Source organism: Devosia aurantiaca (assembly GCF_011058215.1).
Classification (GTDB): Bacteria; Pseudomonadota; Alphaproteobacteria; order Rhizobiales; family Devosiaceae; genus Devosia; species Devosia aurantiaca.
The window spans coordinates 1,227,983-1,243,261 of sequence record NZ_JAALFG010000001.1; the positions used below are offsets into that span (position 1 = coordinate 1,227,983).

Consider the following 15,279-nt stretch of genomic DNA (forward strand, 5'->3'; position numbering starts at 1 on the left):
CCATCGCCAACGTGCTTTTCGAGCTATCGAAGAGCTACGATTATCTTGTTTCTGGCGCCTCTACGCTGGGAAAAGACGTCATCCCCCGCCTCGCCGCCAGGCTCGATATCCAGCCGGTGACCGACATCGTCGCGGTCGACGGACCGACCCGCTTTACCCGCCCCATCTATGCCGGCAACGCGCTCCAAACGGTGACCGACAATCAGCCAAAGCACGTCCTTACCTTCCGTGCCTCGGCCTTCCAGCCAGCCGGGCAGGGCGGTTCTGCCCCTGTCGAAAACATTGATAGCACTGTCGTTTCTGCCGCCAGGCTGATCGCCCAACACCGCAGCGAAAGCGACATCCCCGACCTCTCCACAGCGCAGATCGTCGTCGGTGGTGGCGTCTCCGTCGGCTCCGCCGAAGGTTTTGCGCTGATCGAAAAGCTCGGCAAAACCCTGGGCGCCGCAGTCGGCGCCACCCGCGCCGCCGTCGACGCGGGCTATGCCCCCAACGATTGGCAGGTCGGCCAGACCGGCAAGATCATCGCTCCCGACCTCTACATCGCCGTCGGCATCTCCGGCGCCCTCCAGCACCTCGCCGGCATCCAGGGCGCAAAGAAGATCATCGCCATCAACAGCGACCCCGAAGCCCCCATCGTCAAGATCGCCGACATCGTCCTCATCGGCGATCTCTTTGAAATCCTTCCACAATTGACTGTTGAACTCGACAGGCTCGGCCTCAAACGCTGAACCCTCTTACCTCGCCCCTTCGGGGAGAGGTCGGCGCGCCGCGCCGGGTGAGGGGCCTTTCTTCCAATTGCAAAAATTGTCTTTCCGCCTATAACCAACCCGCTCCCCTGACCGGACTTTCCGACCATGTTCGAAAACCTCACCAAGGCTCCCGGCGACAAGATTTTGGCGCTGATGGGCGAATACGCGGCCGATAGCCGCTCGACCAAGATCGACCTCGGTGTCGGCGTCTATAAGGACGAACAGGGCGTGACCCCGGTCATGCGATCCGTTCGCAAGGCCGAAGAGCGCATCCTCTCGAACGAAAAACAAAGACTTACCTCGGCATCGCCGGCAACAAGGGGCTACGGCGCAGCCGTGCTCGATCTCGTCCTGGCCGATAGCATCGACCGTTCCCGCGTCCGCATTGCCCAGGCCCCCGGCGGCACCGGTTCGCTCTGGGTCCTGATGCAGCTGATCAACCGCGCCCGACCCGGCGCCACGGTTTACGTTTCCGACCCGACCTGGGCCAACCACAACCCGATCGCCATCAATTCCGGCCTCAAGGTCGCGACCTACCCCTATTTTGACCCCGAAACGCGCGGCGTCAAATTCGAGCAAATGCTTGCAGCGCTTGACCGATTGGGCGCGGAGGACGTCGTCCTGCTCCATGGCTGCTGCCATAACCCGACCGGCGCAAATCTCACGGATGCGCAGTGGGATCAGGTCGCCGAAAGCCTTGTCCGCACCGGTGCACTGCCCTTCATCGACTTGGCCTATCTTGGCTTCGGCGACGGTATCGAGGCCGACGCCTATGGCACGCGCAAGATTCTATCCTCGGTTCCCGAAGCTGTGGTAGCTTTCTCGGGCTCCAAGAATTTCGGCCTCTATCGCGAACGCGTCGGCGCTGCCATTCTCGTCGCGCGCAATGCCGAGCAGGCGGAAACCACCAATTCCCAGCTGCTTAACATCATCCGCGGCGCCTATTCGCAGCCGCCCGATCATGGCGCCGAAATCATCCGCACCATTCTCGAAGACGCCTCCCTGCGCGCCGAATGGGAGGAAGAACTGGCCGTTATGCGTAACCGCATGATCTCGCTGCGGAAGAAGCTGGCGGACGCGATCCGCGAGCGCTCCAACTCCACCGATTTCGACTTTGTCGCCGACCACCGCGGCATGTTTTCGCTGCTCGGGCTCACAAACGACGCCGTCGAACATCTTAAGGCCACCAATGGCGTCTATATGACTGGCGATAGTCGCATCAATGTTGCAGGCATCCCGGAAGATCGCGTCGGCGATCTCGCCGATGCATTCCTGGGCGCCGTCCGCTGAGCCCAAGCTTGCGGCGCTCTGCCACCATGATTACATTCAGGCTAACTGGCCGGAGTGAAACGTCTTTTAGGAGGGAACGATGAAGTTCTTTGTCGATACTGCTGATACCGCCGCCATCAAGGAACTTCATGAAGCCGGCCTCGTCGATGGCGTCACCACCAATCCGTCGCTGATCGCCAAGTCCGGCCGTGACTTTAAGGAAGTCATCAAGGAAATCGCCGGCATCACCCCCGGCCCAGTCTCCGCCGAAGTCGCCAGCCTCGAATATGACGGCATGGTCGCCGAAGGCGAACACCTCGCAAAGATCGCCAAGAACGTCGTCATCAAGCTGCCGCTGACGCTCAATGGCCTCAAAGCCACCAAGCATTTTAAGGATGCCGGCATCCAGACCAACGTCACCCTCTGCTTCTCGGCCAATCAGGCTTTGCTTGCTGCAAAGGCCGGCGCCACCTACATTTCCCCTTTCATCGGCCGCCTCGATGACATCAATCTCGATGGCATGGAGCTGATCGAAAACATTCGCACCATCTACGACAACTACCAGTTCGAGACCCAGATCCTGGCCGCCTCGATCCGCTCCCCCAACCACGTGACCGAAGCCGCTCTCGCCGGCGCCGACGTCGCCACCATCCCGCCCGACGTCATCAAGAAGCTCGTCAACCACCCGCTGACCAATTCGGGCATCGACGGCTTCGTCAAGGACTGGGCTGGCACGGGCCAGAGCATTCTCTAGCACGCAAATATTCCCGCATACGCGATGTCACCCCGGCGCAGGCCGGGGTCCATCCTGAGATGCATGTGCGGGGATCGTCATCAGGATGGATGCCGGCCTGCGCCGGCATGACAGCGGAGTTGCGGCACGTTTGTGCCCGACAACCATGGCCGACACCGATCTCGCCGCTCAGATCAAAACCGCTCTCGCCCGTGTTGAAATTCCCGGCGGCGGGGACCTTGCGACCTATGCGGGCCTTTCTGAAATCATCGTCACCCCAGGCGCCATCGCCTTTGCCATAGCTGTCGCCACCGGCATGAAGCCGCCTTCGGCCCCGCTCGCGACGAAGCGCAAAAAGCCGCGCAAGCCCTCGGCGGCGCTCGCAAGGTAATGGTCTCCATCACCGCCGAAAAAGGCAATGCCCCAAAATTCTCCCATGGCGCACCGGTCCCTGCGGGTAAAACCCCGGTCAACGGCGTACGCCGCATCATCGCCGTCGGCTCCGGCAAGGGCGGCGTCGGCAAATCCACCACCGCCGTCAATCTCGCGCTCTCCCTCGCCGCCGAAGGCCTCAGGGTTGGTCTTCTCGACGCCGACCTCTATGGCCCCTCTGTTCCCAAGCTCCTCGGCCTCGAAGGCAAGCCCGCCATTCGCGACGACGGCATCTTTTCCCCGCACCAGGCTTTTGGCATCAAAGCCATTTCCATCGGCTCTATGCTGGTCCCCGGCCAGGCCGTGGTCTGGCGGGGACCCATGGCCACCTCCGGCCTCCGCCAGCTTCTGCGCGAAACCGCTTGGGGCGAGCTCGACGTCCTCGTCATCGACCTGCCCCCGGGAACCGGCGACATCCATATCGCCCTTTTCCAGCAGACCGTGGTCGATGGCGTCGTCATCGTCTCGACCCCGCAAGACCTCGCCCTGATCGATGCGCAAAAAGCCATCGACATGCTCCGCCGCATGTCCGTGCCCGTGCTCGGCCTCGTCGAGAACATGAGCTATTTCATCGCCCCCGACACCGGCAATCGCTACGACATCTTCGGCACCGGCGGCGCCGAAAAAGCCGCCGCAGACCTCGCCATCCCCTTCCTCGGCCCGGTCCCGCTGGTCATGTCTATCCGCGAAAACTCCGACGCCGGCACCCCCCGTCATCGCCGCCCCCACCGGCCCCGAAGCTGCCGCCTACCGCGCCATCGCCCAGCGCCTGATCGCCACCTTGGCATAGACCCGCTTAAATCGATTGCAACCGCAATCCTGCCGGTGCTATCCGCCTTAGACAAGCGGCAAGGCGCCGGTTGGGAGGGGTTATGTTTTCATTCGATCGCAAGGATTTCGGTCCCGAATTCACCTTTGGCGTCGCCACGGCCGCCTACCAGATCGAGGGCGCTACGCAGAGCCACGGTCGCGGCCAGTCGATCTGGGACACGTTTTCGGCCACCCCGGCAATGTCCACAACGGCGATACCGGCCTTAACGCCTGCAATCATTACGAACTCTGGCCGCAGGATCTCGACCTTATCCGCGACGGCGGCTTCGATGCCTATCGCTTCTCCTTTGCCTGGCCGCGGCTCATTCCCGAAGGCACCGGCGCAACCAACCAGGAAGGCATCGATTTTTACGATCGCCTGATCGATGGCATGCTTGAACGCGGCATCAAGCCTTACGCCACGCTCTACCACTGGGATCTGCCCTCCGCCCTGCAGGATCGCGGGGGCTGGATGAACCGCGACATTGCCGGCTGGTTCGCCGACTATGCCAGCCTCGTTGCCGACAAGTTCGGTGATCGCCTCCAGGCCACCGCCACCATTAACGAGCCCTGGTGCGTCGCCTTTCTCAGCCATTATCTCGGCATTCACGCGCCCGGCTATCGCGATCTTCGCGCCGCGGCCCGCGCCATGCACCATGTGCTCTTCGCCCATGGCACCGCCATCGATGCCCTGCGTGCCGGCGGCGCCAAGAACCTTGGCATCGTGCTCAACCTTGAAAAGTCTGAACCGGCGACCGAGAGTGACGCCGACAAGCAGGCCGCCAATTTCGGTGATGCGCTCTTTAATCGCTGGTATCTCGGCGGCGTCTTCAAGGGCCAATACCCCGAAGTGCTGACCAAGTGGCTCGAGCCCTATCTGCCCGCCAACTACCAGGCCGATATGGAAACCGTGTCGCGCCCGCTCGATTGGCTGGGCATCAACTACTATACCCGCGGCCTCTACAAGGCTTCGACCGAGCCCGGCCGTCCGGTTGACCAGGTCAAGGGTCCGCTGGAAAAGACCGATATTGGCTGGGAAATCTATCCGCAGGGCCTGCAGGATCTGCTGATCCGGGTCTCTAACGAATACACCAAGATCCCGGTCTACGTGACCGAAAATGGCATGGCCGAGGTCGAAGGCAATGACGATCCGCGCCGCGTGAAATATTACGACGATCACCTCAGGGCTGTTCTTGCGGCGCGCGCGGCAGGCGCCGATGTGCGCGGCTATTTCGCCTGGTCGCTGCTGGACAATTACGAATGGGCCGAGGGCTACAACAAGCGCTTCGGCCTCGTTCATGTCGATTACGCCACGCAAAAGCGCACGCCCAAGGCCAGCTATCGTTCCTTCCAGGGCCTCTTGCACAACACCAAGTAGGCCGCTTGTTCTGATCTCCCCGCGCGGATAGCCTCGTGCCCGAGCCGTCTCAATTCGGCCCGGGCGCAAAAATGCGCCACAAGGAGGAGAACATAGTCATGAAGCTCGCTTTTGTTGTGCCCGCCTTCATCGCGGGAGCGCTGTCATTTGCCGCGCCCGCTGCTGCGCAGTCGGATTTTCCGACCCAGCCGATCAACCTGGTCGTGCCCTTCGCTGCCGGCGGCTCGACCGATCTTGTCGGCCGCATCGTCGCCGAAGCCATGACCGCGCAGCTGGGCCAGAATGTTCTCGTGGTGAACCAGGCCGGTGCCGGCGGCGTCGTTGGCGCTACGGCCGTGACCGACGCGGCGCCCGACGGCTATACGATCCTCATGGGTACCATTGCGACCCATGCCCTCAGCGCCTCGCTTTACGCCACGCCGCCCTTTGATCCGAGCGCCGACTTCGAGCCCATTTCCTTGCTGGTGACGGTGCCCAACGTCCTGCTGGTCAATCCCGAATTTCCGGCCAATTCGGTCGAGGAGCTGATCGCCAAGCTCAAGGCCGAGCCCGAGCAGCACGCCTATGCCTCGTCCGGCAACGGCACGCCGCTTCATCTTTCCGGCGAGCTCTTCAAGTCTATGACCGGCACCGACATGGTCCATGTGCCCTATCAGGGCTCAGGCCCGGCTCTGGTCGATGCGCTCTCCGGCGCCGTGCCGATCATATTCGACAATCTGCCCTCCGCCAGCGAACACATGAAGGCCGGAACGCTCAAGCCCCTGGCGGTGACAACGCTCGAACGCAGCGCCAGCTTCCCCGATGTGCCGACCATGGATGAAGCTGGGGTGCCGGGCTACGAAACCAACACCTGGAACGCCCTCTTCGCTCCCGCCGGCACGCCGCCCGAAGTGATCGCCAAGCTCAATGAAGCCGCCGTCGCTGCCGTCAACGATCCTGCCGTCAAGGCCCGGCTGGCCGAAGCCGGCGCCGTCGTCGTCGGCTCCAGCGCCGAAGACTTGGCCGCCCATGTTCAAAGCGAAGTCGCCCGCTGGGCTCCGGTCATCAAGGAAGCCGGTGTCTCCATCCAATAGCATCACGGCCGGGTGAAAGCCCGGCCCCTTCGGGAACGGAAGGGGCTCGCGAACATTTAGAGAACAACAAGGAGTTCTCTCATGTCCACCCCCACGCAAAAGATCGAACCGAGCGAGCATTCCAATCTCGAGAAGGATCCTGACACCTGGACCACCGGCGACGATCCAATGACCGACGCCCAGGCCTCCTACCTCAAGACCCTGTCCGAGCAGGCCCACCAGCCCGAACAGTTCGCCGAAGATCTCAGCAAAGCCGAAGCCTCCAAGCGCATCGACACTCTCCGCGGCGAAGTGGGCCTCGATAACTAAACGACATCCGGCAGGCGCGCGGCCATGAGGGCGCGCGTCAGTTCGTGTTGCGGCCGGGCGAAAAGATCGTTCGGACGTCCTTGTTCGATGATCCTGCCCGCCTCCATCACCAGCACCCGGTCGGCCATCGCAGCGACCATGTCGAGGTCGTGGCTGATGATGAGGTAGGTAAGGCCGTGCTCTTCTTGCAGCCGCGCAAGCAGGTTGAGCACATCGCCGCGCACGGACACATCGAGCGCCGACACCGGTTCATCCAGCACCAGCAACCGTGGCTTGGTCACCATGGCACGAGCGATGGCTAGTCGCTGCCGCTGCCCGCCGGAAAATTCGTGCGCATAGCGCGAAAGCATGACCGGGTCGAGGCCAACGGATGCAATCGCTTCCACGAGGCGACGCTCCCGTTCTTCACGCGTCATTTGGCCCAGCAAGCGAAGCGGTTCGCCGAGCGAAGTGCCCACCGTCATGCGGGGGTCGAAGCTGCTGAACGGGTCCTGGAAAACAAGTGAAACGCCCGCTCGCAGCAAAGGCGGAAGGTCTCGACCGTGATAAAGCGTGCCGTCCAGCCGGAACTGGCCTTCGGTCGCACTGTCGAGGCCGACGATCATGCGCGCCAGCGTGCTCTTGCCGCAGCCGGACGGGCCCACCAGTGCAACGCTTTCGCCTCGTCCCAGGCTGAAACTCACGCGGTCCACGGCGCGCACTGGTTTTTGGCGCCAAAGCCAGAAGCCGCCATGTCCATAGTCGCGGCTGACCGCATCGACCGTCAGCAAAGCCTCGCGGGCTTGGGCGCTCCGGGGCCGCCGCTCCATGCGGCTCGCAGCCAGCAAAAGCTGTGTGTACTCGGCCTTCGGGGATTGAAGCACCGCGTTAATCGAACCCTGCTCCACGATTTCGCCCGCGCGCATCACGGCGACCTTGGTGCAAAGCGCGGCGACGGCACGAATATCATGGCTGATAAAGATCAGCGTCATTCGCCGCCGCTCGCAGATGTCGCCGATCAGGTCGAGCACCTTGCGCTGGGTGATGGCATCGAGCGCCGATGTCGGCTCGTCCGCTATCATCAGCTCCGGCTGGCTCGCCAATGCCATGGCGATCATGGCCCGCTGCCGCTGCCCGCCGGAAAGCTCATGCGGAAATCTAGCGCCATGAGGCGGCAGCAGTCCCACTTCCTGCAGGAGGCCGTCAATGTCCGTGGCTATATCGGCGAGGGTGCCCGCTTCGCCGATCTGGTCGCCAATGGTCATCAACGGATTGAGCGCCGTCATCGGCTCCTGGAACACCATGCCGATGTGCTTGCCACGTAGGCGCGCCATCTCCCGCTCGTTCGACGGCAACGGAGCGCCGTCGAAACGCACTTGTCCCGAGACCTTCGCGGTCTCAGGCAACAGCCCGGTGATCGCCAAAGCGGTCAGCGACTTGCCCGAACCGCTTTCGCCGATAATCCCGAAGCGATCGCCACGCTCGATGTTAAGTGAAAGCCCCCGCACCGCCGGCCGGCCGCCGAAGCTGATCGAAAGGTTCTCGATCTCAACCAGCGCCATGGTTCATCCCCTGGCGGCGAAGGCGCGGATCGATGGCGTCGCGCAAGCCGTCCCCCGCAATGTTGAGCGCTATGACCAGAAAAACGATCGTCAGGCCCGGCAGCACGCTGAGCCAGGGGTGGATCAGGAACACGCCCTGCACGTCGCGTAGCATCAGGCCAAGGCTTGTTTCCGGCGCCTGGGTGCCGATGCCGACATAGGAGAGCGCAGCCTCCGCCAGAATGCCCAGCGACAGCTGAATCGTGCCCTGGACGATGATGAGGCTTGCGATGTTCGGCAACAGGTGGCGCGCCGCGATGGCTGCATTGCCCAGGCCCGCAAGCCGCGCCGCAGCGACATAATCCTGGGTTGCGATCGCCAGCGCCCCGCCACGCGCAACCCGGGCAAAGACCGGAATGTTGAAGATGCCGATGGCAATGATGGCGTTGAGCTCGCCCGGTCCGTGGAGCGTCGCGATCAGGATGGCAACGATCAAGGCGGGAAAAGCAAAAGCCAGGTCCGAAAGGCGCAGCACCAGCCATTCAACCCAGCCGCCCCAGGCCACTGCCGCAAGTCCCATCGGCACCCCGACGCCAATACCGATGACGACGCCGGACGCAGCGACCAGCAGGCTGGTCAGGATGCCGTGCATCACCATGGACAGGAGGTCCCGCCCCAAATGGTCGGTGCCGAGCCAGTGTTCCGGCCCCAGCGGCTGAAAGCGGTCGGCGACGCTGATCGCTTGAATGGGGTAGGGGGTCCACCACAGCGAGGTGAGCCCAAGAGCTGCAAAAATGATGATTGCGATCAGCCCGCCGACGAGGCCGGGATTGTGCCGCCAGCTCATGCGCGCACTCTGAGGCGCGGGTCGACCCAGGCATAGGTCAAGTCGGTGATCAGCATGGTCGCCGTCACCACGACGACCAGCACCATGGTGGCGCCGCGCACCAGGATCAAATCGCGCTCGGTCACAGCGTTGAAGATCAGACGGCCCAGTCCGGGCAGGAAGAAGACGTTTTCGACAATGATCGTCCCGGCAACGAGGTAGGCGAACTGCAGGCCAAGGATCGTCAGCACGGGCAGGAGTGCGTTGCGCACCCCGTGCCGCCAGATCGCCTCATCCATGGTCATGCCCTTGGCCCGCGCCGTGCGGATAAAATCCTGGCCCATGACGTCGACCAGAGCCGTGCGCATCACTCGCGCCAGGATTGACGCTTGCGGAAGCGCCAGCGCCAGGCTGGGCAGGACGAGGCTGCGCAGCGACCCGATCCAATCCTCATGCCAGGGCACGAAGCCGCCGGTCGGAAGCCAGCGCAGCGTCACGGCAAAAACCAGAGTCAGCAGCATGCCGAACCAGAAATTGGGCACGGCCACTCCGGTTTGCGCTAGCACCATCAGCGCCGTATCCGCCGGCTTGCCCCGCCGCCGCGCCGCCAGGATGCCGAGCGGCAAGCCCACGATCATGGAAATCAGCATGGCAAGAATGGTGAGCGGCAAAGTCACCGCGAGCCGTTCGACGATCAGCTGCGCCACCGGCAATCGCTGCGTGACGGACATGCCGAAGTCGCCCCCGAGCATGCCGCCCAGCCACTGCAAGAACCGCTCCAGGGCAGGCGCATCGAGCCCCATCTGCAGGCGCAGCGCAGCTACCGCATCGGGGCTGGCATTGATGCCGAGGATGAACCGGGCGGGGTCGCCCGGCAAAAGGTCGAGCAGCAGGAAGATCACCGCTGCCGATGCCAGAAGCATCAGCACGAAGCCGGCAAAACGGCGCAGGAGAAAGGCTAGCACGCCTCCCTCCTGCCCGAGCCCATACTATTCCGTCCAGTGGATATCGCGCAGCACCACGCCTTCGACGGGCGAGTTCGGCCACATGCCTTCGAGCTTGGCGTTCCAGACGCCGGTCTGCGCCAGTTCGAACAGGTAGCCGTTGACCGCATCTTCGGCGATGATGGTCTGCATTTGCTGTACGAGCTTGGTGCGCTCGGCCGCGTCCGTGGTCGCGGTGAGGGTCTCGTTGAGCGCCTGAAACTCGGGATTGTCATAGCCGAAGTAGTAGTCGGGGTTGGCATAGATGCCAATATCGAACGGCTCCACATGGCTGATGATGGTGAGGTCGAAGTCCTTGTTGGCAAACACATCTTCGAGCCACTGCGCGAACTCGGCATTGACCAGTTCGAGCTTGATGCCGACCTCGGCGAACTGGCTGGCGATGATCTGCCCGGAAAGCCGCGCATAGGCCACCGGCGGCAGCTTCAGCGTCGCTGAAAAGCCATCGGGATAGCCCGCTTCGGCGAGCAGCGCCTTGGCCTTTTCGACGTCATGCGGATAGGTGCCGGTGAGGTCGAGATAGTCCGGGTTCTGCGGCGCGAAATGCGTGCCGATCGGCGCGCCATAGCCATAGGTTGCGCCTTCGATGATCTCCTCGCGATCGAGCGCATGCGCCATGGCCTGCCGCACCAGGAGGTTATCGAAGGGCGCCTTCCTGTTGTTGGTCGCAAGGATGGTTTCACCCTCGGTCAGGCCCACCAGGACCTTGAACTGCGGATTGCCCTCGAACACCGGCAGCGCTTCGGCGGCAAAATTGTTGGTGCCGTCGATGTCGCCGGCCAGCAGCGCATTGGTCATCGCCCCGGTGTCGCCGATAAAGACGAAGCTGGCGCGGGTCAGCGCCGGTTTGTCACCCCAATAGGGACCATACTGCTCAAGGATCACGCGGCTGCCGCGGTCCCACTGCACGAAGGCAAACGGCCCGGTCCCGATCGGATCGGTGGCATTGTTGTCGGCGCTTTCCGGCGCCACGATCACCGCATCGCCACGCCCGATATTGAAAAGGAACAGGCCATCCGGCCGCGACAGGGTGATGTCGACGGTCAGGGGATCGACAACCTCGACCGATGCGATCGGCGCATAAAGCGCCTTTTGCGCATTGACGCTGTCCTCGGCCAGGATGCGGTCGAAGGTGAACTTGACGTCCTCGGCATCGAAGGCGCTGCCATCGTGGAAGGTGACGCCGTCATGGAGCTTGAAACTGTAGTTGAGCCCATCATCGCTCACCGTCCAGCTCTCTGCGAGGCCCGGCTGCACGGCGCCGTCCTTGTCGATGCGGACGAGGCCCTCGAAGACGTTCTGGTAGACGACGACGTCGATCGCCTCGGCCGCGCCGGCGGTCGGATCGAGTGCGGGCGGCTCGAAGGCAACGCCGATCTTGATCTCGGTCGGCTGGGCCAAGGCTGCTGCGCTGGTCATCATGAGGCCGGCAAGGGCCAGGGTGAGGGAGGTCTTGAGGCTCATGGGTTTTCTCCAACCGAGTCGGCAGTCGCTCGCGCGCGTAGCTATAGGCAAAACTGCCGCTGCGTGCACCCTTTGCGAGGGCCAAACTTTTCCCTTGCCGAGAACGCGGAGGGCATATTTGCCCATTGCCTTAGTTGTCGCGAACGGCCGAGCGTTCGTCGACGAGGTCGGCCGGGATCTTGAGGCTGAACAACAGCCCTTCCGCACCCGCCGGATCGACCGACAATGACACCGTATTGACCGCCAAAAGCGAGCGCGTGAGCGCAAGGCCAACGCTTGACCGCACCGGCGCCAGCGCCTGCCCGTCCCGCCCGACACCGTCGCGGAACACCACGAAGCGCTCGGACATGTCGACCGCGCCTGCCGAGCTGTCGCGCACCTGGATGACGATGGCGCCATCGTCATGCCGCTGTGCCGAGATCACCACGGCGCCGCCCACCGGCGTCTGGTCGATGGCGCTGGCAAGAAGGTTCAGCACCGCTTGCGCCAGCGACGCGCGATCGGCGGTAATCCTTGGCAGGGTTTCCGAAATCGCGTTGCGGACGATGACGCGGTTGGCATTGGCCTGGTCACGAATGCGCAGCACGCAGCTTTCCAAAAGCGCGGTGAGATCGAGGCTTGCCCGCTGCGGCAGGTAGCGTCCGTCGCGCAGTCGCGCATAGTCGTCGAGTTCGTCCACGAGCGCGGCAATCTCCTGCGCCGCGCGGGCGATGTCGTCGGCATAGCCCTCATAGCGCTCGTTGTTGAGGGCGCCGAAGGCTTTGGAGCGGATGAGGTCGGAAAAGCCGACAATGGTGTTGAGCGGCCGCCGCACGCCGCGGCTGATGCGCCCGAGCAGTGCCGGATCGACATCGCTTGCGGCACTGATCCGCGCCGGCGCCGTTTCGCGGCCGCGCACAAGCCCGAAATAGCCGGACAAGACCCCGGCCTGACCAAGCGCAAAAAGCAAAATTTCGCTGCGCCCATCCGCCGAGCGCAAGGTGAGGCATGGTCGCGCCGTTTCGGCAAACCGTGCCGGGCGCTCGAGAAAAGCACGAAGCGCCACGACATCGTCACTGCCGACAAGATCGGCAATCGGCCGTCCGGCTAGTACCTTGCCGCCCGCCAGCAGGTTCGCGGCCTGGGCACTGCCGAAATTGACGACGCCAGCGCGATTGGCGTCGATAAAACCATCGCCGCGGATATCGGCAAAGCTTTGCGCGAAAGCCTTGACCGCGTCTTCGTGGCCGGTTCGCACTTCGGTCGTGCTCGCCGACAACATCAGGGCAGGGCGGCCTTGCCAGGAGATCGACTGCAACCGCGCCGTCACGGGCACCAGCGTACCGTCGCGCTGCACCAGGTGATTGACTGGTCCCGCACTCTGGTCGTCGCCACCCGCCGAGGGGAACATCGCCGCAAGCCCGGCCTTGCGCAAGCTTTCGACGGACTCGTAGCCCACCATTTCGGTGATGGCGCGGTTTGCAAAAAGGATTTGTTGGTCTCGAAACACCAGGATGCCCCGGCAGCCGGTTCAGCACCAGCGTTTCGCCACCCAGATTGATCAGCGCGCCCGGTGTCGATGTCTCCGTCTTGGTCGTGGCCGGCGGCTGGTTGCCGACCCGATCCGTCAGAATGCGGGAGAGCTCATCGAAATTATAGCGCGACACCCGCTCCACCGTTTCGGCATCGGGTGGCGGGGGCACCGCGGCTTCTTCCACCACGGGCTCGGCCGGTTGGACGACGTTCGGCATAAAGCCTCGCCCCGTCACCTTGAACAGCAGCGGCGCCGGTTCCGGAACATCGGCGGCCGGGGCAGGCGCCACGTCATCCGCCTCGGTCAATGGCGAAAACAGGGCATCGTCTGCTACTAGGCGATCGATCAGGCTGCTGAGCCGGTTGGCGCCCTGACTGTCTTCGACAGCAGCGCCGACCGGTTCGACAACGGGATCAAAAGGGTCGGCAACAGGGTCGACGGGCTCGATAACGGGAGCTACAGGCTCATCCTCGGCCAAAGCCGCGCTCCACTGCTCCGGCGCATCGGCCGCAGGGTCTGGCTCCATTGCCGGCGCCGGCTCACAAACGGTCTCCGCATCGGCCTCGCGCCAGCTTTCGAGCTCATGCTCATAGGCCGCGTCGGGCACCGGCTCGTCGCGTAGCGGCTCTTCGATGGGCTGCACCAGCTCCGGCTCGGCTTCCCCGCGCGCCAGGGCCAAAATATCGTCGGCGATCGGATCGACTGCCGTGATCAGCAGCACCGGCTCGCTGTCTTCCCAAACCAGCGGCGTTGTCGAACACGTGGCCGAAACCGGCCGCTCGCCGGTCAGGAACTGGATGCGCGCCAGGCTGCTGCGGCCCGTCGTGCCGAGCCGCATGATCCGGTTGATCTGCCCCTTGATTGGCACGGCCGGTGGCGCCAGTTTGAGCGCGCTCTTCTTGATCTTGGCAGCAAACAGCTCTGCTGCCCGGTTGGACCAGATCAGCTTCTGCCCGTCCTGCGACCAAAGCCAGGCCGGGCGCGCGTCTTCCGCCAAAGGCAGAACGCGGCGTGCATCCGGCAATGTGCTCCAGCGCTCATTCATAGACTGCCTTCGAACGTCCACTCGGCTCCTGTCCCATAACGGAACACATGCGCCAGGTTCATTAAGTGTTCTTCAATATAGTGCCCGTCACCACGAATCCAGAGCCACCCGGATGCGCACGACGACCTTTGCATTCCATGGTTAAGCCCGTTTCCCTAACGTTTGGTCACGCGCGCGGGGAAGACCCGAGGCGATCGACTAGGCTATCCACAAATGGCAAAAACACGGCTTGTCATCGCGACGATCTCGACCTATGTTCCGCGCGTTTTCGGGCAGAGCTTTTGCCGCCCCAAACCTTTTGCCGCCTTAGCTCAGTTGGTTAGAGCGCTAGATTGTGGATCTAGAGGTCCCCCGTTCAATCCGGGGAGGCGGTACCACTCTCCTCTCGATATTTGCGTCAGACGAAGAAAAGGCCCGCCTTTTCGAGGCGAGCCGTGTGGCCGACAGTATCTTGGATGTGGGCGCTTTACCGCTTGGCGAAAGCGCTGATGCTCGACAAAATTTCCTGTGGCGTGCTGCCGGTGACGATCACGCCGAGTAACGGCGCTGCGATCCCGGCCGCTTGCATGGCCGGCATGTCCGCAGGCGTGAATTTTTTCTGGCTTGGCGCAATGATCGGCGCGCTCGAGAGCTTGGCGATGTGCTCGTAGCGGGCGATGTCGGCTTCGGTCAGCGGCTTGCCATAGTCGTCGAAGGTCATGATCGAGGCTTCGATCATTGCGCCGGGTATCGCGGAAAGACGCGAAATGTCCTCGTCCGTGCTCGTCGACGACAATGCCGGCATCGGTCGCAACCGCGAATCCAAAAGATGCGGTTGCAGGTGATCGACATAAACGTTGAAGCCCTCAAAGCCGAGATCAGCCATGGCATTCATCTCGCCGAGGGTCGGCACCGTTTCCTGCCCTGCCATTACCAGCATTGGCGCGCCCAGCTTTGCCAGTGCTTCGAGAAACGGCCGCTCTTCGGTATAGTTGCCAAACGTCGTGCCGCTGGCGCGGTGATGAGCATTGAGGTGCACCTTGATCGCGCCGGCGCCGCCATCGAGCGCGGCCTTGGCAAGATCGATGTCGTGGCGCGGCAGCGAAACGATGATCGGAAAAGCGCCGGAAATGATCGCGCGATAAAGCGGCGTCTCGGGATAGGTCGGCATG

The 15,279-nt window shown here is 63.2% G+C and carries 13 protein-coding genes, 1 tRNA gene and 2 pseudogenes; 9 read left to right on the forward strand and 7 right to left on the reverse strand.

Annotation, left to right across the window (positions count from 1 at the left end; translation table 11 throughout):
• Positions 1-11: 11 nt before the first annotated feature.
• The 8 genes and pseudogenes from G5575_RS21580 (at position 12) to G5575_RS06340 (ending at position 6,756) form a co-directional block, all read left to right on the forward strand.
• Positions 12-731 carry an electron transfer flavoprotein subunit alpha/FixB family protein gene (locus G5575_RS21580; protein WP_328765874.1) on the forward strand — a complete coding sequence of 240 codons (720 nt, stop codon included), beginning with the start codon at positions 12-14 and terminating at the stop codon, positions 729-731.
• 126 nt (positions 732-857) lie between these two features.
• The gene (locus G5575_RS06310) at positions 858-2,042 is read left to right on the forward strand and encodes an amino acid aminotransferase (protein WP_164533530.1); all 1,185 of its coding nucleotides are present in this window, start codon (positions 858-860) and stop codon (positions 2,040-2,042) included.
• Between the two features lie 79 nt (positions 2,043-2,121).
• Complete coding sequence (gene fsa / locus G5575_RS06315; protein ID WP_164533531.1) at positions 2,122-2,775, forward strand: fructose-6-phosphate aldolase; 654 nt, start codon at positions 2,122-2,124, stop codon at positions 2,773-2,775.
• Between the two features lie 145 nt (positions 2,776-2,920).
• On the forward strand, positions 2,921-3,145 hold the full coding sequence (locus G5575_RS06320) for a hypothetical protein (protein WP_164533532.1): 225 nt from the start codon (positions 2,921-2,923) through the stop codon (positions 3,143-3,145).
• A pseudogene (locus G5575_RS06325) lies at positions 3,145-3,843 on the forward strand (Mrp/NBP35 family ATP-binding protein); the annotation flags it as partial. The gene G5575_RS06320 and the pseudogene G5575_RS06325, both read left to right, overlap by 1 nt.
• Before the next feature lie 215 nt (positions 3,844-4,058).
• A pseudogene (locus tag G5575_RS06330) lies at positions 4,059-5,374 on the forward strand (GH1 family beta-glucosidase).
• Between the two features lie 98 nt (positions 5,375-5,472).
• Positions 5,473-6,447, forward strand: a complete 975-nt coding sequence (locus G5575_RS06335) for a Bug family tripartite tricarboxylate transporter substrate binding protein (protein ID WP_164533533.1) — start codon at positions 5,473-5,475, stop codon at positions 6,445-6,447.
• Between the two features lie 81 nt (positions 6,448-6,528).
• On the forward strand, positions 6,529-6,756 hold the full coding sequence (locus G5575_RS06340; RefSeq protein ID WP_164533534.1) for a DUF3072 domain-containing protein: 228 nt from the start codon (positions 6,529-6,531) through the stop codon (positions 6,754-6,756).
• Here the strand turns inward: G5575_RS06340 and G5575_RS06345 are convergent.
• The 6 genes from G5575_RS06345 to G5575_RS06365 all read right to left on the reverse strand — a co-directional run bounded on the left by G5575_RS06345 (position 6,753) and on the right by G5575_RS06365 (position 14,128).
• Complete coding sequence (locus tag G5575_RS06345; RefSeq protein WP_164533535.1) at positions 6,753-8,297, reverse strand: dipeptide ABC transporter ATP-binding protein; 1,545 nt, start codon at positions 8,295-8,297, stop codon at positions 6,753-6,755. The two genes, G5575_RS06340 and G5575_RS06345, sit on opposite strands and share 4 nt — an antisense overlap.
• Positions 8,284-9,123 carry an ABC transporter permease gene (locus G5575_RS06350; protein ID WP_164533536.1) on the reverse strand — a complete coding sequence of 280 codons (840 nt, stop codon included), beginning with the start codon at positions 9,121-9,123 and terminating at the stop codon, positions 8,284-8,286. Before G5575_RS06350 ends, G5575_RS06345 begins: the two co-directional genes overlap by 14 nt.
• Positions 9,120-10,067, reverse strand: coding sequence for an ABC transporter permease (locus G5575_RS06355; protein ID WP_328765875.1), 948 nt, complete (start codon positions 10,065-10,067; stop codon positions 9,120-9,122). The genes G5575_RS06350 and G5575_RS06355 overlap by 4 nt, the downstream gene beginning before the upstream one ends.
• Positions 10,068-10,091: 24 nt before the next feature.
• The gene (locus tag G5575_RS06360; RefSeq protein WP_164533537.1) at positions 10,092-11,570 is read right to left on the reverse strand and encodes an ABC transporter substrate-binding protein; all 1,479 of its coding nucleotides are present in this window, start codon (positions 11,568-11,570) and stop codon (positions 10,092-10,094) included.
• Between the two features lie 130 nt (positions 11,571-11,700).
• Positions 11,701-12,615: a sensor histidine kinase gene (locus tag G5575_RS21585; protein ID WP_328765912.1), complete on the reverse strand. Its 915-nt coding sequence runs from the start codon at positions 12,613-12,615 to the stop codon at positions 11,701-11,703.
• Between the two features lie 7 nt (positions 12,616-12,622).
• On the reverse strand, positions 12,623-14,128 hold the full coding sequence (locus tag G5575_RS06365; RefSeq protein WP_164533538.1) for a hypothetical protein: 1,506 nt from the start codon (positions 14,126-14,128) through the stop codon (positions 12,623-12,625).
• A gap of 300 nt (positions 14,129-14,428) precedes the next feature.
• Here G5575_RS06365 and G5575_RS06370 point away from each other — a divergent pair.
• Positions 14,429-14,505: transfer RNA gene (locus G5575_RS06370), tRNA-His, on the forward strand.
• An 89-nt stretch (positions 14,506-14,594) separates the two neighbouring features.
• Here G5575_RS06370 and G5575_RS06375 read toward each other — a convergent pair.
• Positions 14,595-15,278, reverse strand: coding sequence for a hypothetical protein (locus G5575_RS06375; protein WP_164533539.1), 684 nt, complete (start codon positions 15,276-15,278; stop codon positions 14,595-14,597).
• Position 15,279 lies beyond the last annotated feature (1 nt).